Source organism: Nostoc sp. CHAB 5715 (genome assembly GCF_020829685.1).
Taxonomy (GTDB): domain Bacteria; phylum Cyanobacteriota; class Cyanobacteriia; order Cyanobacteriales; family Nostocaceae; genus Nostoc.
On record NZ_JAIVFR010000008.1, the window covers coordinates 1 to 21,487 of the forward strand.

The 21,487-nt window shown below is 40.3% G+C and carries 22 protein-coding genes and 2 pseudogenes; 11 read left to right on the forward strand and 13 right to left on the reverse strand.

Annotated elements, in window-relative coordinates; all coding sequences use genetic code 11:
- From LC574_RS01000 to LC574_RS01035, 8 genes are all read right to left on the reverse strand, one after another.
- Window positions 1-187: type II toxin-antitoxin system RelE/ParE family toxin (locus tag LC574_RS01000; RefSeq protein ID WP_368736660.1), on the reverse strand; the 187-nt coding region annotated here is incomplete at its 3' end.
- A 71-nt stretch (window positions 188-258) separates the two neighbouring features.
- Window positions 259-486 (reverse strand): hypothetical protein, encoded by a 228-nt coding sequence (locus LC574_RS01005; RefSeq protein WP_229451086.1) that lies wholly within the window; start codon window positions 484-486, stop codon window positions 259-261.
- Window positions 487-804: 318 nt separating this feature from the next.
- Window positions 805-1,446, reverse strand: a complete 642-nt coding sequence (locus tag LC574_RS01010) for a restriction endonuclease subunit R (RefSeq protein WP_229451087.1) — start codon at window positions 1,444-1,446, stop codon at window positions 805-807.
- Between the two features lie 478 nt (window positions 1,447-1,924).
- A complete protein-coding gene (gene hisS, locus LC574_RS01015) occupies window positions 1,925-3,313 on the reverse strand; it encodes a histidine--tRNA ligase (protein ID WP_229451088.1) in 1,389 nt (462 codons plus the stop codon).
- Between the two features lie 32 nt (window positions 3,314-3,345).
- Window positions 3,346-3,552, reverse strand: coding sequence for a hypothetical protein (locus LC574_RS01020; RefSeq protein ID WP_104907658.1), 207 nt, complete (start codon window positions 3,550-3,552; stop codon window positions 3,346-3,348).
- 58 nt (window positions 3,553-3,610) lie between these two features.
- Complete coding sequence (locus tag LC574_RS01025) at window positions 3,611-3,985, reverse strand: type II toxin-antitoxin system RelE/ParE family toxin (protein ID WP_229451089.1); 375 nt, start codon at window positions 3,983-3,985, stop codon at window positions 3,611-3,613.
- The gene (locus LC574_RS01030; protein WP_229451090.1) at window positions 3,978-4,217 is read right to left on the reverse strand and encodes a hypothetical protein; all 240 of its coding nucleotides are present in this window, start codon (window positions 4,215-4,217) and stop codon (window positions 3,978-3,980) included. Before LC574_RS01030 ends, LC574_RS01025 begins: the two co-directional genes overlap by 8 nt.
- 254 nt (window positions 4,218-4,471) lie before the next feature.
- A complete protein-coding gene (locus tag LC574_RS01035; protein WP_069069588.1) occupies window positions 4,472-4,744 on the reverse strand; it encodes a hypothetical protein in 273 nt (90 codons plus the stop codon).
- Window positions 4,745-5,093: 349 nt separating this feature from the next.
- On the opposite strand from LC574_RS01035, the gene LC574_RS01040 reads away from it, so the two are divergent.
- Entirely contained in the window at window positions 5,094-5,270 is a 177-nt protein-coding gene (locus LC574_RS01040; protein ID WP_229451091.1) for a hypothetical protein, read from the forward strand.
- On the forward strand, window positions 5,267-5,863 hold the full coding sequence (locus LC574_RS01045) for a Uma2 family endonuclease (RefSeq protein WP_229451092.1): 597 nt from the start codon (window positions 5,267-5,269) through the stop codon (window positions 5,861-5,863). The genes LC574_RS01040 and LC574_RS01045 overlap by 4 nt, the downstream gene beginning before the upstream one ends.
- A gap of 200 nt (window positions 5,864-6,063) precedes the next feature.
- On the opposite strand, the gene LC574_RS37690 is transcribed toward LC574_RS01045, so the two are convergent.
- Both LC574_RS37690 and LC574_RS01050 read right to left on the reverse strand, forming a co-directional pair.
- Window positions 6,064-6,195 carry a hypothetical protein gene (locus LC574_RS37690; RefSeq protein ID WP_267871350.1) on the reverse strand — a complete coding sequence of 44 codons (132 nt, stop codon included), beginning with the start codon at window positions 6,193-6,195 and terminating at the stop codon, window positions 6,064-6,066.
- Window positions 6,192-7,610 (reverse strand): aldehyde dehydrogenase family protein, encoded by a 1,419-nt coding sequence (locus LC574_RS01050; RefSeq protein ID WP_229451093.1) that lies wholly within the window; start codon window positions 7,608-7,610, stop codon window positions 6,192-6,194. The genes LC574_RS37690 and LC574_RS01050 overlap by 4 nt, the downstream gene beginning before the upstream one ends.
- Window positions 7,611-7,987: 377 nt before the next feature.
- Between LC574_RS01050 and LC574_RS01055 the strand changes: the two genes are divergently transcribed.
- On the forward strand, window positions 7,988-8,917 hold the full coding sequence (locus LC574_RS01055) for an NmrA family NAD(P)-binding protein (protein WP_229451094.1): 930 nt from the start codon (window positions 7,988-7,990) through the stop codon (window positions 8,915-8,917).
- A gap of 271 nt (window positions 8,918-9,188) precedes the next feature.
- Here the strand turns inward: LC574_RS01055 and LC574_RS01060 are convergent, their stop codons facing one another.
- Window positions 9,189-9,962 (reverse strand): red chlorophyll catabolite reductase, encoded by a 774-nt coding sequence (locus LC574_RS01060; RefSeq protein ID WP_229451095.1) that lies wholly within the window; start codon window positions 9,960-9,962, stop codon window positions 9,189-9,191.
- A gap of 505 nt (window positions 9,963-10,467) precedes the next feature.
- On the opposite strand from LC574_RS01060, the gene LC574_RS01065 reads away from it, so the two are divergent.
- The 5 genes from LC574_RS01065 to LC574_RS01085 all read left to right on the forward strand — a co-directional run bounded on the left by LC574_RS01065 (window position 10,468) and on the right by LC574_RS01085 (window position 14,571).
- Complete coding sequence (locus LC574_RS01065; RefSeq protein WP_229451096.1) at window positions 10,468-10,968, forward strand: hypothetical protein; 501 nt, start codon at window positions 10,468-10,470, stop codon at window positions 10,966-10,968.
- Between the two features lie 46 nt (window positions 10,969-11,014).
- Window positions 11,015-12,619 (forward strand): sensor histidine kinase, encoded by a 1,605-nt coding sequence (locus tag LC574_RS01070; RefSeq protein WP_229451097.1) that lies wholly within the window; start codon window positions 11,015-11,017, stop codon window positions 12,617-12,619.
- Between the two features lie 29 nt (window positions 12,620-12,648).
- Window positions 12,649-13,098 carry a YcaO-like family protein gene (locus LC574_RS01075; RefSeq protein ID WP_368736661.1) on the forward strand — a complete coding sequence of 150 codons (450 nt, stop codon included), beginning with the start codon at window positions 12,649-12,651 and terminating at the stop codon, window positions 13,096-13,098.
- A gap of 15 nt (window positions 13,099-13,113) precedes the next feature.
- Window positions 13,114-13,638, forward strand: coding sequence for a hypothetical protein (locus LC574_RS01080; protein WP_229451099.1), 525 nt, complete (start codon window positions 13,114-13,116; stop codon window positions 13,636-13,638).
- 501 nt (window positions 13,639-14,139) lie between these two features.
- Window positions 14,140-14,571, forward strand: a complete 432-nt coding sequence (locus tag LC574_RS01085) for a hypothetical protein (protein WP_229451100.1) — start codon at window positions 14,140-14,142, stop codon at window positions 14,569-14,571.
- A 229-nt stretch (window positions 14,572-14,800) separates the two neighbouring features.
- Here the strand turns inward: LC574_RS01085 and LC574_RS01090 are convergent, their stop codons facing one another.
- A complete protein-coding gene (locus LC574_RS01090) occupies window positions 14,801-14,992 on the reverse strand; it encodes a hypothetical protein (RefSeq protein ID WP_229451101.1) in 192 nt (63 codons plus the stop codon).
- A 15-nt stretch (window positions 14,993-15,007) separates the two neighbouring features.
- Window positions 15,008-16,228, reverse strand: a pseudogene (locus LC574_RS01095) (transglycosylase domain-containing protein).
- A gap of 598 nt (window positions 16,229-16,826) precedes the next feature.
- Here LC574_RS01095 and LC574_RS01100 point away from each other — a divergent pair.
- From LC574_RS01100 to LC574_RS01110, 3 genes and pseudogenes are all read left to right on the forward strand, one after another.
- Window positions 16,827-16,994 (forward strand): annotated as a pseudogene (locus tag LC574_RS01100) (RNA-binding protein); the annotation flags it as partial.
- A gap of 228 nt (window positions 16,995-17,222) precedes the next feature.
- Window positions 17,223-19,079, forward strand: a complete 1,857-nt coding sequence (locus tag LC574_RS01105; protein WP_229451102.1) for a hypothetical protein — start codon at window positions 17,223-17,225, stop codon at window positions 19,077-19,079.
- 187 nt (window positions 19,080-19,266) lie between these two features.
- Complete coding sequence (locus LC574_RS01110; protein ID WP_229451103.1) at window positions 19,267-20,850, forward strand: hypothetical protein; 1,584 nt, start codon at window positions 19,267-19,269, stop codon at window positions 20,848-20,850.
- Window positions 20,851-21,487: the final 637 nt, after the last annotated feature.

A 21,487-nucleotide genomic window follows, 5' to 3' on the forward strand; every position in this document is an offset into this window, starting at 1 on the left:
TTTTATCTTTATAAATACTACTACGATGCCCAACTTCTATGATAGTTATCAATAAAATTTCATCCAAAATATCATAGATAATGCGATAGTCTCCTACTCTAATTCGATAACCATTGTCTCTATTTTTTAGCTTTTTAACCCCATCTGGACGTGGTTCTGTGGCTAAATCATCAATTTTAGCGTGTATACGTTATTGAAGTTTTGGCGGTAATTTTTTAAGTTGTTTTGATGCACCTTTAGAAATTTCAACTTGATAACTCACGCCACTTCCTGACTTATTTCTTTTTTAACTTCTTCCCAACTCACAGTACCATTAATACGTATATCTTCTTTACCTTCATCATAGGCTTTTAACTCTTCCTCCTCCTCTTCTTCTTCTATTCGTTGTAACAATGCGAAAATTTCATCTAAAGTGCTGTCATAAGCCTGTTTCAGTAGTAAGTTGATGGCTTTGATAATTTCTTCTCTTTCAATTTCGGTTTTCATGTTTCAAGCCAGAAATATTGAATTTACATACATTATATATTGTAATAAGAAGGAGTCAGAAGTCAGAATTCAGAAGTCAGAATTCAGGACTCAGAATTCAGGAGTCAGAATACCCCAGCAATCAAGTCAGGGGTTTCAAACAAGGAAAAATTTTCTTTATCTCCACGATTGAAATTGGGGGCTTTAAACCACGATTCATCCACCAGTCGCACAGAATCCCAACTGAATTCTGGCTCCTGACTCCTGAATTCTTCTTCGGTAACAGTAGTCTGGAATCAAGGCATCGCTTGAGACTCAGGACAGTCCCTACTGCCTTAATCACAAAGTTAATTGACAAATTGCTTTTAAAACTTGTAGCAACTGACTTGAACGCTCTCTTTCCATTAAATTTAATTCTGGCAACAGATAATAAATAGGGGGATTTCCTTGTTCAAGATAGACAAACTGATAACTTCTACCATTCGTCGCCAATCCCCAAACTGATTTTTGATTATCTAAATTTTTATAAGAGTATGTGAGTAGCTGAGGTAAACCTGTTGATATATCAACCTGACTATTTTTAGATTCAATTAACAGTACCCAAAAATATCTTTGAGGTTTAGTATGTTTAGCGTTACTAACAGCTAAAATATCAAATCTGCCTTTAATTTTGATATCTTCATCTTCAACTTCAATCTCAGCAATATTCTCCTCCAAAACAATCTCAATAGGATAGCGATAAAAACCAGCTAATCTTAATAAAGGGGCAACTGCAAGAAACTTTACCTGACCTTCAGAAACTTTGCCTGCTGTAAGATATCTGTCAAAGTCATTTCTAATTTGCAGAAGTTCCTGCTGTTCTAGTTCCGTGAGAGGTTCCAGAGATAAGTAGTTAGAAAATGAGTCACTGTATTGTTCTTGAAAGCCAAACAGACGATGAACTTCTTCTAGGGATAAATTACGAGGATCAATAATTGTCATATATTTTTGCTTGATTAAGTAAGGTGTAACCCAATCGAAGTTATCTATATAAAACCTATGTTAACCCCTGGTTGACTGAACAACTTTGTTAAGCTGCAACAAAAAAAATTTGTCAGTTCAGGGCTATTTCGTTCTAAACATAAACCGCCCAGAACTAAAGTTCACAGGCTTTTAGCTTAAGTCCACTAAAGTGGACTAAAAACCTTTCTTAGTCGTCTTTAGACGACTTTTGTTATTAGCCTCAGAATTTATTCTGAGGCGGGCTAGATGAGAATGAAATAGCCCTGTTTGTCAGTTAATCAAATATTAATCCTCAACAAACTCCTCTTTAACTTCGTGACTTTGTGTTCTCTGCGCCTCTGTGGTTAAATAAAAAACTTTTGAACCGCACAGACGCAGAGAAGCCAGTGCGTTGGGCGGGTTCTCCGACTTGAAGCAACTGGCGCGGCGCAGAGAGAAAAAGAGATGTTAAAAGTAATTAGCCAAGCCTTCTTTTAACTTCCTCAGCCAAATCTACCAGTAGCACCTCTACTTGCTCACCTGTCTTCAAATCTTTCAGCGATGACTTTTGTGCTGCTGCTTCCTCAGAACCAATGATTACGCAAAATTGAATTCCTTGTTTATCGGCTAGCTGAAATTGTTTACCCAAGGGGCGCTTATCAAAGTTAGTGATGACATTAATTCCAGCCTGACGCAGATGTTGCGAAACTTTTAAATAAGTTGGCATTAAATCTTCTTGCATATTCACTACCATCACCTGGGCTAGTGTAGCAGCTAAGGTACTAAGAATACCAGCTTTTAACAAGCGACTAATTAAGCGAGTTAAACCAATAGAAATGCCTACACCAGGCATTTTATCACCCAAAAACACCCCAACTAATTCCTCATATCTCCCGCCAGAACAGATACTACCTAAAGCTTCATGTCCTAATAAGGTTGTTTCGTAAACTGTACCAGTATAGTAATCAAGTCCACGGGCAATGGATAAATCAATACAGAAACGATTTTCGGCAACTCCGAGATTACGCACGCCTGCAATTACCGTTTCTAATTCGGTCATTCCCAGACTTAATTGCTCGGCTTCTGACAAATTTTCTGCAAGATGCTTAAGTTTATCTAATACTTCATCAACGGAACCATCTATTTTAATAAAATCAATAATTTTTTGAGTCTGTTCTCCTGAAACTCCCTCTTTTTCTAAATCTTGTTTTACTTTATTCTCACCAATTTTTTCTAAATTATCAACAATACCAATACACGCTTTAATTTGGTTTTCGGTAATTCCTACTGACTTAAAAAAACCTGTAAGAACTTTGCGATTATTGATGCGAATCAAAAAATCACCAATATTAATTGCTTCAAATATCTCAGTGATAATTGCAGGCATCTGAGCATCATAAAGCAGGCTGAGTTCACGACGAGCAACTACATCAATATCGCACTGACGAAACTGGCGAAAACGCCCATCTTTTGCTCGTTCACCACGAAAAACTACATCCATTTGGTAGCGGGCAAAGGGAAAGGTTAACTCATTCAGGTGACGGGCAATATACGCTGCTAATGGAACTGTTTGGTCAAACTTTAAAGCTCTTGCTTCCGAACCAGTTTCGCCCGATTTATCTCTCTCGGCTTGCCGATTTGGTGGCAGGATGGGGTCAATGCCATAAATGATATTGTCGCCTTGATTCCCTTTAGCTTGCAGCACTTCTAAACGTTCTACAGCAGGTGTTTCGATGGGCGTAAATCCATAGCTTTCAAAAACTCTACGGATGATATCTAGCAAATATAATTCTAGACGCTTTTCATTAGGCAGAAATTCTGGGAAACCACTAGGAGTAGAAAAGTTTATTTTGTCACCTTTTGCCATGCGTGTACCTTACTAAGTTGAAATTTGAGACTTTATTGTCCACGCCCTGGCTTGCAATCTGCAAAACCCAACGCCTCTGTGTCGAGAAAACTTGCGATCGCCATCTCAATAACTGCTTCGATTGGATATTCAATTTCAGTAGCACGAGCAATTAGAGCGGCGCGAATTCGTTCAGGTAAGCATCCTAAAATAACTTCGGCATCATTGGGAGAAAGTTGCTCTTGGAGTTTGGCTTGCATCGCTTTACTACCCTTGGGTTGGAATTTGGACGTTGTAAGGAGGTTCGGTAGCTCTTGTTTAGATATCCTCTTTATGTTTAATCGCCCGTTGCTCATATTCTGTAATGATGCTCTGAATGTCATCTGCGGCAATATCAACTTGTTCAGATTTTGCATAAATAGTCAGCAAAATAATTCCCGTTGCTGTCTTGACATAATAAATCAGACGATAGCCACCGCTTTTACCTTTTTGAGTGTCGCTATTTCGGACTCTTAACTTGAAGACCGTATAACCAACCCCAGGTATTTTATCTCCTGGCAACTCTCCCTGTTCAAGTTGTTCGATGACGGGTTGTATATCATTCCGAATACTGCGATACTTCTTAGCAAGAGCGCGTAGATTTCGGTTGAACGTTGGCGAAACTTCAACTTGAATGAAAGGCTGATCAGTCATTTTCAAGCCCTTCCCAAAGTTGAGCCACCGGGATAGTTTGCCCAGTCATGGCTTCGTGCCAAGCTTGCCGGAAATCTGCTAAGACTTCTGCTTGAGATTGATCGTCTAGAACTTTCTCTTCTGGAATTAGAATAATAACTTCTACGCGGCTGTTTTTATCTGTTATGAGAGGATGATCTAAGGTTAGTTGTCCTTGCTCATTAATAGTTGCCATGACTTTAACTGCTTTCATTGATAATCCAAGATATTAAGTAGTAGTGGTTAGGTTCATCAGGCGCTACAGGATCTACATAAAGGCTTAGTCCGTTATAGAGTGTAACGCTATAGTAGAAACCGACCTATAGGTTTTCTTAATAGTTTGAAGGCAACTTCCTAATTATAAATATACTAAGAGATGCCAAAATTGAAGCATTGATGTGATCGCCAAACAATGGGCATCATTCACCGTGAATATTCGTGCTTGAAGCCCAACCACCGTCCCATGTATCACTGTATCGTCCTGACTAATGAACCACCAACAGCATACACGGCATCATAACCAATCCTTTCTGCCCAAATTGCTGCATCAGGCTGTTTGGCTTGCAAACGACGGCTTGTTACCAGCAAATCATCACCAATTTCATATTCACCTGTTTCAACATTTATGGAAATTAATTTGCCAATATTCTCTACTGTCTCAACTTGGGAACGGATATGTTTTTCGTAGAATTCTTTACCACGTTGGATAATTTCTTCGTCACTTAGTTTCGGATAAGACATACAGGCAAGCTTCCAAGTAAAGCATTTGATCGCCCTATTTATTATAGTGTGCAACTTATTGTTAAACGACAAGGAAACGAGCAGCGATGCCTGTCATCTCATATTCTTGGCTGTCTTTGCCATACTTCAACACCACGCCACTGACCAAGTAAACGAATAGACTTGTGTTCTGAACGAATGGACTTGTGTTCTGAACGAATAGACTTGTGTTCTGAACGAATGGACTTGTGTTCTGGACGAATGGACTTGTGTTCTGAACGAATGGACTTGTGTTCTGAACGAATAGACTTGTGTTCTGAACGAATGGACTTGTGTTCTGAACCAAAACATCAAAATTCTTCCAGATGCTTTGGTTATCGTAGACGAAACCGTGGCAGAGGCGATCGCCTCTGGTAAAACAAATATTTTGAACAGGATGAGAATGCGATCGCTTTTTGATGGCCGCAATGTAGAAACGCGATTCATCGCGTCTTCTTTAATTAACAATAAATGCCACAATAATAGAAGCCACACAGAAGTATTATGACTACAGCCCAACGATTGACGTTTGAGCAATACCTAGAGATAGATGATGGGACGGAAAACCGTTATGAACTTGTTGATGGGAGGCTAATAGAATTGCCGCCAGAGTCAGAACCAAATACGTCCCTTGCAAATTACCTGTTCCTGCTATTAGTTAGTGCTGGAATGCCTTTTCGACAAGTACAGCCTCATGTTTGCGAACTTCAAGTACCAGTCCTTGAGGCTGGCGATCCTGCAAATCGCTACCCTGATTTGGTGATTCTCCGGGAGGAACACTTAGAGCTGACCCGGAAGCGGTTGACTATTACTTTTGACGTTCTTCCACCGCACTTGGTGGTTGAAGTGGTGTCTCCAGGTCAGAGCAATCGGGATAGAGACTATGTGCGGAAGCGGAAACAATACGCAGCACGCGGTGTTCTTGAATACTGGCTGATTGATCCAGAGGAACAGGCGATCGCTATTCTACAATTGTCAGAAGGCAGTTATCGTGAAGCTGGCAGGTTTACCGGAAGTACGCAGATTAAATCTCCAGAACTGGAACGCTTGGGTATTCAGCTACAACTAACAGCTGAACAAATTTTTGATGTGGTTAAGTAGTTTGGTGCGATTCATGCTTCTCCAAAATGCCACAATAATGGCAACCGATAGAAGTCCGACTCAGCCAACCCATCACTAATATAGCAAAGTGCTGAGTGCTGAGTGCTGAGTGCTGAGTATAAATCCAGTTGTTTCAAGGCTTTGAGCAATCAACACTGTCCTAACCTATGTGACTACGGCTATATCTCGTGCTTCCTGCTCTAAACGTGACTGAGAATGCGATGCCAACTCTTGGAGACGCTTTGCGTAGCTTGCTTCTCCAAAGGAGTACGGCGGCAAGCTACGCCATTGGTTACGCTAATGAGTTGCATAGTGATGATGGCATTGGTCACTCCCCATTCTCAAACCACCAAGGGTCATTAGTAGCGTTAGTTTTAATCAAAATAGCTTTTTTTCGGATGAACCGTTTCAGCGCGGCTGCACCCATGCCTGACCCTCCCATACCGGAGAATTTGAAGGCGTTTTTCTCTCCCTCGTGCATGATGGCGGTGAGTGCAGCATCGTTGATACTAATAGCACCTGCATCTATCTGCTGGGCAACTTCTAAGGCTTCGGCTTCCGAGGCAAAGACAGCAGCACTCAATCCATAAATTGAGTCATTCGCTAAAGACACTGCTTCTTCTACTTTGGAAAAAGGCATTATTGGCATAATGGGGCCGAAAGTTTCTTCGGTCATCACTTTCATGGAATGGTTAACCTGGGTGAGAACTGTCGGACGACACCACCAACCCCCACCTAAGTCTTCAATTACACCGCCGCAGTGAATTACTGCTCCCTTTTCCAGTGCATCTAAAAGATGGTCGCTAATAATTGCTGCTTGTTTTTCGGCGATGATGGGGCCAATTTCTCCACTTTCAACTGTGGGGTAGGCTAATTGAAGGCGATAAGCTTTGGCTACTAATTGATGGTAAAACTTTTCAAATATGGATTCAGCAACGTAAATTCGCTCAATTGATAAACACGACTGTCCGGTGTTGACAACGGAACCCCACAAGATTGCTGAGGTTGCTAATTCTAAATTGGCTGATTCTAAAACGATCGCAGGGTCTTTTCCTCCTAATTGCAAAAAAGCTGGAATAAACCGTTTAGCAGCCGCTTCTGCTACTTTTCGCCCCGTCGCTACACTGCCTGTAAAGCATACCAAATCTACATTGTCAATCAAAGCAGATCCAGTTTCGCCTGCTCCTTCAACAAAAGTTAAAACATCGCGTAATTCGGGAACGGCGCTGAGTGCTGTTTTCAGTGGTGCTACGAAGCGGGGAGCAATTTCACTGGGTTTAACAATCACAGCACAACCCGCCAGTAATGCCGGAATGGTATCAATGGTTGACAGCAACAGTGGAAAATTCCACGGGCTAATTACCCCAACTAGGGGATAAGGAACGGATGTTTGTTGCAAAGCGATAAATGGAATTGCTGTATTTTTTGCAGAGTCTTGCAGCAATTCCGGCGCTAACTTACACCAGCGATCAATGCTAGAGAGGAAGGAGTCTATTTCTAATACTGAGGTCGATAATCTTCCTGTATCATTTACCAAAGCCTCCGTCAAGCGATCGCGCCCTGATAATATCGCTTCCTTCCACTGCTGTAAGGCTTCAATTCTCCCTTCTAAACCCAGTTGCTGCCAGCGAACTTGTGCCCTGCGGGTGCGCTTACATTGCTGTGCCAGCAGCCTTGGGGGCGGCGGGATAATTACGTAGTCAAATTTGCCAGTTCGAGGATTGCGGACTTCTATTGGTTTTGTCATTTGTCATTTGTCATTGGTCATTGATTATTTATTCTTTATCGTAAGTTCAAGGGTTTAAGACCCCAACCATTATATGTAGCACCAGTTTCAGTCGGGGTTTAAATCCCCGTTTAAAATGTCTAATACCAATTCTGTATGAAGATGCACAGAATATTAAACGAACCGCCCTTCGGGTTCACCAGTCGCTTACGGTGGGAAACCCGCCTACAGCGCTGGTTCACCAAGTACGCCAAGAGCGCCAAGAATAGAGAGTTACTCATTTAGTGCAGCTTCACATTAAATTGGTATAAAATGTTTGAATTTTGAATTGTTAATGTTTGCTTCTCTTGTCTTTGGATAAACTTAATTTAAATGAAGAACTCCAGGTAGAAGAGAGAATGTCAAATTTTCCTGATCGCACAGAGTCAAACACTGATAAAGTTTTACTCATCGGAGTTACTGGCGGCACAGGTGGAAATGTCGTTAAGGGATTTCTCGAGCAGGGAGTTACAAAGATGCGAGTCATTACTAGAGAAATTGACCTTAATCGTCCAACTCTTGCAAAACTCAACGATGCCGGAGTTGAACTAGTAAAAGCCAACCTCGACGATGAAACCTCCCTCATAGCAGCCTTTACAGGAATTTCGGCTGTTTACTGTCACGCTACTTCTGCGGACTCCGCTAAAATTGACCCGCTAGAGGTGGAGAGAGCAAGGCGAGTTGCACAAGTTGCCAAACAAGCTGACATTAAGCACTTTGTCTACAATGGAGCAGGTGGGGCAGACAGGAATTCCGGAATCCCCCGCATTGAGCAAAAGTACCAAGTGGAGCAAATTCTCAAAGAAGCTGGCTTACCGACTACCATGTTGCGAGCTTGCTTGTTTATGGAGGAGTTTTGGAAGAAGTACACGCGACCTTCCATTCTCAAAGGTAGTTTCCCATTTTCCATTCAGCAAGACAAGCCCCTTCATCTAATTACAACCAAGGACATGGGCCGCGTTGCTGCTTACGTAATTAAACATCCCACCAAGTATATTGGTCAAGAAATTGAGCTAGCTGGCGATGTGCTGACTCCTCTTCAGATGGCAGAGGCATTCTCCCAAGCGCAGGGGATGAAAGTTGTCTACAAAGAGACACCCGCCTGGATTTTCTTACTCTTGCTGCAAAAGGAACTGTTCGATTTGATTCAGTGGTATCGCAAGGAAGGTTATCAAGCCGATGTCTGGCGTTTACGAGAAGAGGAGTTTCCTGGACTTCTGACCACATTTAGGGAATTTCTGGCAGAAACTAACTGGGCAAATGCAAAACTCACCTACGAGAGTCTGTGATCGGATTAGCACACTGTGGCAATTTGCCTAGCTTTAACGGCGTTGCAGAATCAGTGGGATGAATTGAGGCAAGCTCTTGAGGCAGGGGGAGCAGGGGGAGCAGGGGAAGAATAACTATTAATTATTGACCAATACTTCGGCTTACCTCGGCTTACTTCGACTAGCGAGCGTACAAGTCGCTCGGCACAAGTCGCGGTTCCTGAGCGTAGTCGTTGGCGCAGCCTCTCGTAGAGAAGAGCAGTACAAGTGACCAATGACCAATGACCAATGACTAATGACTAATTCGATCGCCGCCCCAGAGCGATCGTACAAGTTTATCTGTCAGTTTAGATCCAAACATCTGTGCGGCAAATTTATTACCTGGATCACGTTCAGCACTGGTACGGCGCAGCGCCAAATCACGAGCCGCTAAAGCTTTCCGTGCATCTTCTGGCACAGGTTCAGCTGCATCTACCCAAGTTAACCAGCGATCGAGGGTTTCGTATGCAAGCGTGCGAGTCAGTTCAAGGATTTCAAAAGTAGGTGCGCCTGTGTAACACAAGCTAACAGGCGATTGAAATAGGCGAAGATACACACTTTTGCTGGTAAATACCTTTAGGCGCGAATCGTCCTGTAACTTCAAGAATGTTTGGTTAACTGGCTCATAGTAGCGATCGAGATATGCCAAATCGGTTAAAAGTTGAGTCCGGGGAATGTAATCTATATAAAAGAAAATATTTGCATTTGGAAGTGTGCCAAACTCAAAGGCTAAATGAGGAACCTGGATATGCGACTTCAGCCAAGTGGTGAGACGCATGGTGCTAAAGTTTGATTTTTCGGGGTTTCCTAGCCATGAATGAACTAGCCAGTCAATTTCTTTCCCCGAAAAAGTGGTAAGCGAACCCTTCATATTACCATCGAGACTGCTATATTCCTGTAAATCTTCTACAGAAGGGTCTGGATGTAATTGAAAACGAGCCTCTAGTTTTTGGTGGAGTTCCTTTGTAATTCCCCACAACTGCTCAAATACAGCTTTATTGTCTAAATCTGTTGGTTGCTTAGTCATAGTTTGAGTTTGCGGCTTTTTTATAGACTTTATGTTTAGTTTGACACTTTCTGGTATCTAGCTTGTTGCCCATATCAAGCAACGCATTCATCGAATTCAGAACTGTGGGAAACAGCGCATCAACTAAACCATGATAAAGCTATTGCCGCAACATTTTTAAGTAGACGGGCACAATAAAATATAATCCTGTTACTTTGAGTAGAACGTAGACACCGAAGCTGGCTTTCGGTAGGGTAGTGAAACAAAGCAGTCACAGGGTTTTGAGATTACTTTGCAACTGTACAAAACGCTTTGCGAGCGATCGCAACGACACCTTATCAGTCGATAATTCCTCATTTAGATGCCTTTGCCCTTACTATAAATTCAGTAATAATACTGTAACTTCATCCAAAATAGTTTTTCTTATACTTAATTATAAAAATAAAAATAATTTTCTCAGTAAATATAGACAAATCAGAATAAAAACAAATACTAATAAGTTAGTTCTTTTGTTATAAATATACCTATGGCTTTTGATTTAGATGAAACTTTTCAACTAGACATAGCTCAAATGAATTTAAAAAAAGTACATTCGGTAATATTTAGTTTATGTAAACCAAAAATTCCTTTCGTAATTTGGTTACTAGAGAACCCTAATAGCCTATTGGCGTTACCTGGAAAAATTAGTCTGCGCCATCATGATTATATTCACATCCTTTTAGGTAGAGGTATTTCTCCTCAAGATGAGGCTTTTGTCATTGGATTCACAATGGGTAATGACTTAAAGACTAATAAGCTACATTTATTCATTTATAAACTTTTTGCTAGATTTATATATCCATATCCTTATAATTTTTCAACATTAAATTTAAGAACTTTTGACTTAGGCTTTATGTATGGTAGAAAGATTAAAATCAAACAAATAAATAAAATTAACTTTGAAATTTATCAAGACGAAACTATAGGGTATTTAAGAAACATTTTCGGGATTAATCTTGATGAGATAAAACTTATCAAGAAGGATTAATCTTAATTAATACTTAACTAGCATCTATCTAAACAATATTATCAAAATGCACTTCCACAATAAACTGAGATTCGTTCCCTCTCAAATCGTAACTATAACTTTACTACTGACATTAGTTTTGTTTATTCCTCAAATCTGCCTCAATTGGCAAGCATATTACAACTTTAATAGTATTACTAAAAATGAATTTAAACTCCAAATGCTAAGTGATGAAATTACTTATCTTGATGAAGTATTAACGATGTCAGCACGCATGAATGCTGCTACAGGAAAAATTATTTGGGAAGAACGGTATCGCCAATTTGAACCTAAACTTGATCTAGCTATTAAAAAATCTATTCAACTAGCTCCTAAAGTATATGAAAATGAGGATGCTAAAAAAGTTGATGCAGCTAATCAGCGCTTAGTTGCAATGGAATATCAATCTTTTGAACTAGTTAAAAAAAATCAGAAAGAGATAGCACAAATACTACTTTCTAACCGCGAGTATGAAACTCAAAAACAAATTTATGCTGATGGTGTTGCAAAAAGAAAGCGTAATATATCACTTCAGTTACAGCAGAAAGTTGATAATTATTACAAAAGAATGCTTTGGGCAATTTTAGAATCTATTATAAGTTTAGCAATGCTGATTCCGGCATGGCTTTTAGTATTGCATTTATTACAGCAATACTTAAAAGCTAAAAAAATTGCTCAAGCCGCCTTAGAAGAAACGAATTATAGGTTAGAAATGCAAGTTGCAGAGAGAACGGCAAAGCTAAAACACAAAAATAATCAATTACAACAGACACTGCAAGAATTACAACACGCTCAAGTACAACTTATTCAAACTGAAAAAATGTCCTCATTAGGTCAGCTAGTTGCTGGTGTTGCTCATGAAATTAATAATCCAGTTAATTTCATTTATGGTAACCTGATGCATGTTAGAGAATATAGTCAGGACTTACTAAGTTTAATTAAGCTGTATCAGCAACAAAAATTTAATTACAATTCAGAACTAAATAGTTTTATTGATGAGATAGATTTAGAGTTTATTATTGATGATCTGCCGAAAATATTATCCTCGATGGCAGTTGGTACTGACCGCATTCGTGAGATTGTGCTAACTTTGCGGAACTTCTCGCGTCTTGATGAAGCAGAAATGAAACCTGTTGATATTCATGAAGGAATAAATAGCACGCTATTAATTTTACAGTATCGTCTTAAAGGAAAGCATAAACAGCAGGAAATTGCAATAATCAAAGATTATGGTGATTTGCCTCTTGTTGAATGTTATGCAGGAGGACTGAATCAGGTATTTATGAATATTTTAAGTAACGCTATTGATGCTTTATATGAATGGGAAGAAGAATGTTTAAAAGGAGAGGCTAAAAAACACCTTGCCTCTATTACTGTCCATACTCAAGTTAAAAATGAAGACTGCGTGATGATTAGTATTAAAGATAATGGGCCAGGAATACCAGAGGAAGTTAAGAATAAATTGTTTGATCCTTTCTTTACTACTAAACCTATAGGTAAAGGCACTGGCTTAGGATTATCTATTAGTTATCAGATTATAGTAGATAAGCACAAGGGAAAAATCAAGTGTATTTCTGCACCTGGTAAGGGTACAGAGTTTTTGATTGAGATTCCGATCAAGCAGACGCGGTAAGCAAATATATGCACTGTGCAGCTTAAGCTATTAGTCGAGCCTTGACGGAAGTTAACCAAATTTTACCTAACGTTTTATTTACCAAAGCTGATGGAAGTACGAACTATCCCCCATCTGCTGATACTTTGGCGGTAAATTGGTGGAAAACCGCAACTTTAAGCGATCGACCTTATTTAGTTCCAGGCGAGAGCATTGCTGCTAAAGTCAGTGGCGATTATCGCCAAATGGCAACTGACGATTTACTCGAAGATGTCAAGCTTTGTCAACAAATCGTTGAGAACAATGGTTTAGAAATGCTGGTTTTAGATCAAACTCGTCCCGATATTGGACTTCACGTTGCCAAGGTAATCGTTCCGGGAATGCGCCATATGTGGAAAAGGTTAGCACCCGGACGGCTTTACGAGGTTCCGGTGAAAATGGATTGGTTGCAAGAACCACGAAAAGAAGAGCGACTCAATTCTTTTCCGATGTGGATGTGAGGTTCTCCCTACTGAATGATGTTATTTTTCATGAGTTTTTCTATGAGTTCTGGGATGAGTTTTATGAGTTCACAGACTAAGAGAAAAACTAATATCAAAGAAAGAGAAAAGGAGATCAACATGGCTACATTTAAAGCTGGTGGTGACTATCAGTTTACATTTATAAATCACTCAAACAGACCAATACGATATGAGATCGGACCAGCTACAGGCGGTCAATACAACAGAATAAACGGAGACGTCAACCCAGGACAGCGAGTTGATTCAGAAAGTTTTGGCGTGGCAGCAACTTTAGAACAAGGCAATGTTCGTGTAATCACAATTGCCGACGCCCCTACTCCCGGCTTCCGATTTTGGTCAGGAGGTGTCATTGTCACAGACCAATATATAAATGTACTTGCAGGAGAGGGATATACAGTCACAAAAGATTCTTCTGAAATTAGTGAAGTAACTGGGAATGGTTTCAGAGTAACTGTAGATGGAGGAGGAGAAAACAATCCTCGTGTTGGGGATATCTATATTCAAGTATATAATGCTTGATGTGTTTGTATGCGTTCAGGGAGGTTACGAGCAGTCACTTCAAATCCTAGCTTTATCTAGGTTTTAATCCCAGATTAGCGCTCGAAAATCTCTGTTTACTTTGGTCTGACCTAAAAGGAACTCTGAAAATAATGAGGTAGCCGTCAACATAAACAACCAGGGAACAACACAATCTCTCAACACACGGCTGCCTTATTATTTGGGTTCACCTTTGTTTGTAAGTGTTGATCTTTTCTAGTAAAGGACTTGTAAAAGACGTACATCTTATTAAATGCAAAGGATTTGAGTCATTTTAGATGAAGTACACCCCTCCCTAACTCTCCTCGCCCACTAATTCCTGGAGGCGGTTTCGATTCCGTATTTCTCTCTTAAAAGTGCATAAGTTGATTTTGCTTGCTTTGCTTGCACTTAATTAAAGAAAGAAAACAAACAAGTCTGATTTACATAATCAGATTTTTGTCAATGTGTAAGTCCAATCAATAATGAGAAAAGGAGATCAACATGGCTACATTTCGCAACGCAACAGGACCGGACGAAATCCGTTTTAACCATCAGTTTACATTTATAAATCACTCAAACAGTATAATAAAATATGACCTCGGACCAGCGACTGGCGGACAACGCCCCGAAATAAACGGAGAAGTCAACCCAGGACAGCAAGTTGTCTCAGATTATATTAATTTTGGAGGACCTTTAGAACAAGGCAATGTTCCTGTAATCACAATTCCCAACGCCCCTACTCCCGGCTTCCGATTTTGGTCAGGTTCCGATGGACAATACATAAATGTACTTGCAGGAGAGGGATATACAGTCACAAGAGATACTTCTGAAATTAGTGAAGTAACTGGCAATGGTTTCAGAGTAACTGTAGACGGAGGAGGAGTAAACAATCCTAAAGTTTCAGATATCCATATTCAAGTATATAATGCTTGATGTATAGCATTCCAATCCTGCGATTGCTCTGAAGAACGGAAATGCATACAATTCACAGAATGTTAGTGCGATCGCCCGAGCTTGTAAGTTGGGTTGAGGTACAAAACCCAATAAACCATCATCTTGGCGGAGGATTGTAGAAAAATCAAATTGTAACTTTATGTTGGGTTTCGTGATCGCGAAACCCAACCACCAGAAAATAGCGAACGCTAATTTTGTTGAGATTATCTTAAAAGGAATGCGATCGCTCGTGTAGGAAGGATAATGAGCGTGCGATGTCTGTGATTCTGTAAGTAAGAATCAATGATGGGTTTGAGGATGATACCGAAGGGCGATCGCACACAAGATAGGCGATCACCTCATTCAAATAATTCTCAATTGACATAGGCAAACTTTGAGCGATCGCACCGGAATACTTCATTCTATAGATGAGAAATCAGTGATGGGCTTGAGGGTAACAGCAAGGCGCGATCATAGAAAATCCTCGACGCATAGGTTTAATACTAGCTAATTCCACCTGAAAACTTACCTTGTCGCTCATTTTCCCGCTTCTTGCTTCCAAAATCCACTTACCAGGACGCAAATTCCAAAATAAAGAATTAGCTGAGTTTGTATCTAGTTTTTTCCCATTTAGCCACCATTCAACAGGCGCAGATTTATTTCCCGCTAGCTTAAATTCAAGTTTTTGTTTCGCTTCTTCACCTGGATAAAATAAAAATAAATCGCCATGATGCGGAGATAAAATTCTCAAATTGGTAGAAACAAGACTCGATTGCTGTTGTTTTGCCAACCACTCATCATATTCTGGTGGTAAATTGAATTGATTGTCACCTTCGTAGGCAATTTTATCTTTTGGATAGAAATATTCCTGCACCACTGATGTACAATCTGGTGTTGGCCGTAACCCCGAAATCGCATTTTTCGGCGGATGTTCGGGCTGCGATCGCATCACTAATATACCCTTCTTGTACCATACGATTGAGGACGTATTTTTGTCGCTGCTTCAGCCGTTCCCAATGTTGATAAGGGTTAAAGTATGTGGGATTATTAGGAATAGCAGCCAACAAACTAGCTTGAGCAAGATTCAATTCACTAGCTGGGATGGAAAAATAAGTCTGCGCTGCTGCTTCTACACCATATATATTTCCTCCCATTGGCAGGCGATTGATATATGCACAGAGAATTTCATCTTTATTCATCCCTGCTGCTAACCGCCAAGATAGCCAAATCTCACTTAGTTTACCAGAGAAACTGCGCGGCACTGGATCTAACATCCGCGCTAACTGCATAGTAATTGTGGAAGCACCGGAAACAATTCGTTTCGCGTGGATAGCTTCTTTGCTGGCGCGGATAATAGCTTTCATATCCAACGCCCCGTGATGGTAAAAGCTGCCATCTTCGGCGGCTAAAATAGCATGGGTAAACTGGGGCGAAACCTGATTTAGTGGTACTACTGATGTATGTTCTTGGTCACGGGTGAGTAATGTTCCTAATGTAAACCATTGCGATCGCTAAATTGCATTGCCAACTGATTTTGGGCAATGTCTGCGGTATGAATAGGTGCAAAATAAGGTAGCAAGCGTACCAGTAGGCAGATTAGCAGCACAGCTAAGATAATCTTACTACTGTGCTTAATTTTGAGTAGCGATCGCGGTATTGAGCCGAGATATGTGTAAAAACCTGCAAGATGGTCTGAAAAGCCTTGCTGTATATAAGTTTGAGCGTTTTCGAGGCGAAGGTAGGATTTTGCCTGAACATACTTGCAGTGTGAGGGTCAATAATTGCTTTTCGCCTACCCAAGAGTTTTATAAATACTATTTGGTTGGAGTGATATCATGTCCGCTTAATCACTTACAATATGTCATTGCGAGTGGAACGGAGTGGAACGAAGCAATTCCCTTGGACTCTGCGATTACTTCACTCCGCTATCGCTGCGTACCCTTCTCTACGAGAGGCTGCGCCAACGGGAACGCTAAGAGCGAACGTAATTGACTTGTATTTAGCCGGACATGATATGACTCGATTAGGCTACAAAGCTTTCTGTAAAAGACTTTCAGTCAATTCAGGTCCTCAGGTGATCAAAGTCCTTGCTGTAAAACCTGTAAATAAAGTTAATAAATACTCCGGTTTTTGTAGCTATAGATACCCAAGATTTATAAAAAAGTGCCAATTATACTTCAAAATGGCTAAAACCTATATATAGCAATAGTTTTCAGGCTATCTTGCTCCTGGTGACAGCTTCGCTATATTTACCCCAAATGGGAACAGATGCCGAAGAAGCTGCTGCCATTGATGGTCTTGATGGTGCTGAATGGATGGGTCGTGGACTCAAAGTTAACAAAGCCAAGCCCAAGGAAGACAGAGGTTCTTCTGGTGGCGGACGGGGCGGATATGCTGGCGGCGGTGGACGTAACCGCTACTAAGTTTTGGTGGATGGGACAGGGTGATTGACAGTTTTTTATCTACTGTTTTCTGGAATTCGCAATCTAGCCGTGGTAGTTATCTTCAGAAAAGCCACTTATATACTAAGAACGGTTCAAATTTAGACTTTTCAAACTGCTATTAGTATTTAACAGTTAACTTTTGGCTAATTGCTAATAGCTAACCGCTCGGAGTATATAAACAAGTCAAAAAATATAAAGGACATTAAAATGCCAAGTTTTCTGAGTATTCTTGAAGGTCTATCCAAAGCCAATAAGGTTTTTACGATCGTAAATGGGGCTTTTGACGCATCTATGACAGGTGTCCAAATTGCACAGGCAGTTGATCCAAACAGCGTATGTGTGGCATGGAATGTCGGGAGTCTGACAGAAACAGCATTCGCAGAAGGGAAGAAATACGACATACTAATAGACAGACTTAGCAATATAAGTGCTGATATGGAAAATATCAGACAGGCAATATACAATTTGCAGGATATAGCCAAAAGTCTAGAGGACAGATGGATAAACGTAAACGAGATATGGCAGAAACTAGATGAAGAGAATCGGAAGTTATCCCTGAAAGTTCCTTCTGCTCAAAAATGGCTTACGGATCTTCAGTCAAAAGGAATCAGTAGTGAGGATCAAATAAAAGAACTTGCTAAAGCGTTAAAGATAAGCGCGACTGATGTTGCTATTCCTAGCACGCTTTTGGGTATCACAATTATCAGTATGGTTGGGGAAGCAGTATACAACAAATACTATAGAACAAGAGATCCACTAGCCAACCTAGAACTACTTTCTAATTCTCTAGACCCCAAATGGCGACTAAAGGAAGCGGGAAAAGCAGCCGTTACAACGATCTTTAATCTTGGTTCTTTCGCCATGAATATTTATCTTGTGGTTAAACTAACCGAACAATGTAAGGCTCAAGCTGATAAATTGAATGAAATGATTAGCACTTACAACAGCAATACACCCACCCTAGATGCATTGATTCATGGCTGCAAAAATGATCAAACAAAGCTCAAAGCTGTAGAAGATTACCTTAAGAAGTCATCTCCTGACCTATCATTTAACGATCAAGATTCTCAACAACTCTTAAATGATGGTCTAGAAGTCGCTTTAAGTAACTACAACATAAACGTAAAGGGATGGCTAACAGATCTTGATCAGGTTTACCAGACAATCCAAAAAGCAATTACTGCCGCAGCGAACCAAAACATTCCAGGAATTAGTCAGGATTTAGCTACAACCATTACTTCTCGCTATAACGACTTTAAGAGCCAAGAGGCAATTTTAAACGAAACGGATACGAAGAAAAAGACTGCTAATGAGCGATTATTAGCTTCTAGGGAAGTCGTGAAAATAATAAGTGAAACCATCTCTTCGGCAACGAATCATATTGTTGAACAGTACAAAGTTGCACTTGTCGATACTAAAGTACAAACGTTCCTAATCAATAAAGCAGGGCAAATTGCAAACAAGCCATCTAGGTTAGAAGAATTTAATGCCGATAAAGAAGCTTATGTGAAAGACGAAGGCTTCCTAAGTGACTTAAATCAAGTTTTTCCAGAACGAACCCTTTTTAAAGATTCTGACGAAAATAAAAATATCAGCGATATCGCCAATTATTTGGATAAGGCTATTCAAGATATCCTGCATCCGAAGACGAAAGATATCCTGCATCCGAAGACGAAAAATATTACTTACAATTTTCTTGTAAATGTGATTTCTGGTTCGTTAAAAGGTAAACAATTTAGTGGGTTCTTCAGCTATGATCCTTCATTGCTTAAAGGTAAGGGACAGGAGACAATCACGGTTCTGGAAGCAGAATTTAATTACTTGAGTAAATACACTCACAAAGATGGAATCCCTAGTATTTCATTCACTGATGGAAATTTTGAGAGATTTACTTGGGTTAATGGTAAAACTACTGAGCGATTTGGCTTTAATGATGGCTTTGGACGAACACAATTTGGTCGCACTGAAGAAGCTTTTATCCGAAACGGGAAAGACTATTTTGGCTATCTTGATAAAAACACTTATGTTGACGGTGCTGGAACAATAACATATGCGTCCAGATAACTGTATGAAAAGCTTTCTGCCGAATTAGGGTACATAGCAAATCCTGTTCCAGCTATCCAAGTAGATAGAGCAGTCTGATAGCTAATCTATCCACTTGGATTTACCATTAGCACATATAAAACATTGATTTGGCAGGATTTCGGAATTATTTGTATTTGAGACTATACGCACATTAAAGAGAAAAACAATGAGCTTTTGGAATGATTTCGCCGAAGGATTTACTAGAACGATAAAGGATATTGGAACATCTGTAACTAGGATTGTTACCGATACAGCTATTGACCTAGGCAACGTGGTTACTGGTTTTCAGTTCCAGGACAAAATGGATGAAGCAAAGCAAACCCTTAAAGATGCTGGTTTGCTAAGTGCTGCCGATGCCATTGAGAAAAACTACTATAGTTTTTTACCTGCTATGAAAGAGCAAGTAAAAAACGAGCATGATGAACTTACACGCCTTTATCCAATCGCTCAGAATGCGGAACGTACTCGCAACGATGCAGATAGAAAGCTGGGAAAAATGTTAGACGATATCAAAATTCTAGCCCAAAGTAGTTTAGAAGCAGAAAATCTATTTGCTCAAGCAAATCAGATACCCTACTGGCAGGAATGGGCTAAACTATCCCATGTTCCAGTTGACACCTTAAAAAATCTTAAGAATTCTTGCGCTAAATGGGATGCTATCTGCCAAAAAATTCTTATTTCCCGAGGTGTTGCCAACGTGGGTGATGGCGTGGCAGCGACGACATCAATTATTATCTCCCGAATTGGTAAAGCCTCTGCGGTCGTAGTAAAAGATGCAGAATTATTGGAAACAGGTGAGATATCAGCAGAAACAGCAGAAGCTCTTGAGGGAGTGGAGGTTATTGGTGAGACTGCGGAAATAGCGGGTACAGTAGGTCGGTTAGCAAAGATTGGAGAGCTTGCTGGAGATGCCTCAGCCATTCTCGCAGTCGCTTTTATTGGTCTTGATATTGGTCTGTCTGTGGCGCAACTCGAAGATCAAGAGGCAACCCTAAAGAAGAATATCAACGATCTCACGAATGGGATTGCTCTTGCCAATAAGGATATTACTGATATGGCGCAGGAAACAAACCAAATCCACACTCAGATCCAAGAATTGCTAAGGAGCGTCACACCGCCAGTAGAAGAAAACAACTGGAATAATTGGGTCAAGCAACAGCAAGACATAATTACAAACGATTTGACAAAACTGACATCAGCTAAAGGCATCTATGAACGAGCATTCAAGATGGCAAAAGCTCACCCAGATCGCCCTTACGATGAACGTATCGAAGATGTTCAAAGTATCGATGACTCAATTACTGAAGACCAGGCTAAACAGATTATCTCTGCCGCAGATGGAACTGCACCGATTGAGGAAAATATTACTTATAATTTTCTTGTAAATGTGATTTCTGGTTCGTTAAAAGGCAGACAATTTAGTGGGTTCTTCAGCTATGATCCCTCATTGCTTAAAAGGAAGGGACAAGAGACAATCACGGTTTTGGAAGCAGAATTTAATTACTTGAGCAAATACACTCACAAGGATGGAATCCCTAGTATTTCATTCACTGATGGAAATTTTGAGAGATTTATTTGGGTTAATGGTAAAACTACTGAGCGATTTGGCTTTAATGATGGCTTTGGGCGAACACAATTTGGTCGCACTGAAGAAGCTTTTATCCGAAACGGGAAAGACTATTTTGGCTATCTTGATGAAAACACTTATGTTGACGGTGCTGGAACGATAACATATACGCTTGTATATTGAAGGAGTGTAGTAGACCGAATGTACGCTGGTTCTTTGAAACCGACCTTAGCAGTGGTCACTACACTCTCAAAAGTGAACTCGAACAGTTGCCTGGGGCAAGAAAAGCCCGCATCACGCAAGCCCGAGTAACCTTTGGATGTTATCCAAAGCCGGAGGTAGTTGGTATTGAGCCGAGATATGAGTAAAAACCTGCAAGATGGTCTGAAAAGCCCTGCTGTATATAAGTTTTAGCGTTTTTGAGGCGAAGGTAGGATTTTGCCTGAACATACTTGCAGTCTGAGGGTCAATATTTGCTTTTCGCCTACCCAAGAGTTTAATAAATACTCTGTGGTAGGAGGGAGCATCCCAATTTTGCAAAAAGAGGGGAAAAAGCCAAGATTATTCGCGAGGGTTCATCGCGAATAAAAGCCGACTGTACATCGCTACCGGAATTCGAGAGAATTAATAATGTTCAACAAGCAGATCAAGTCCAATGACCCCGGAAGATAAAGAACTTTTAGATACCCACGTAAAAGCGATCGCGAAGATTCTGTATAAAAACACGCCTTCTGAAAAAATAGAAACCCAAGATGTAGCTAAACCCAAAGGTTGGGGTTATGGCGGTGGATGCAAGTTTTCAAACTACCACAGCTGCATT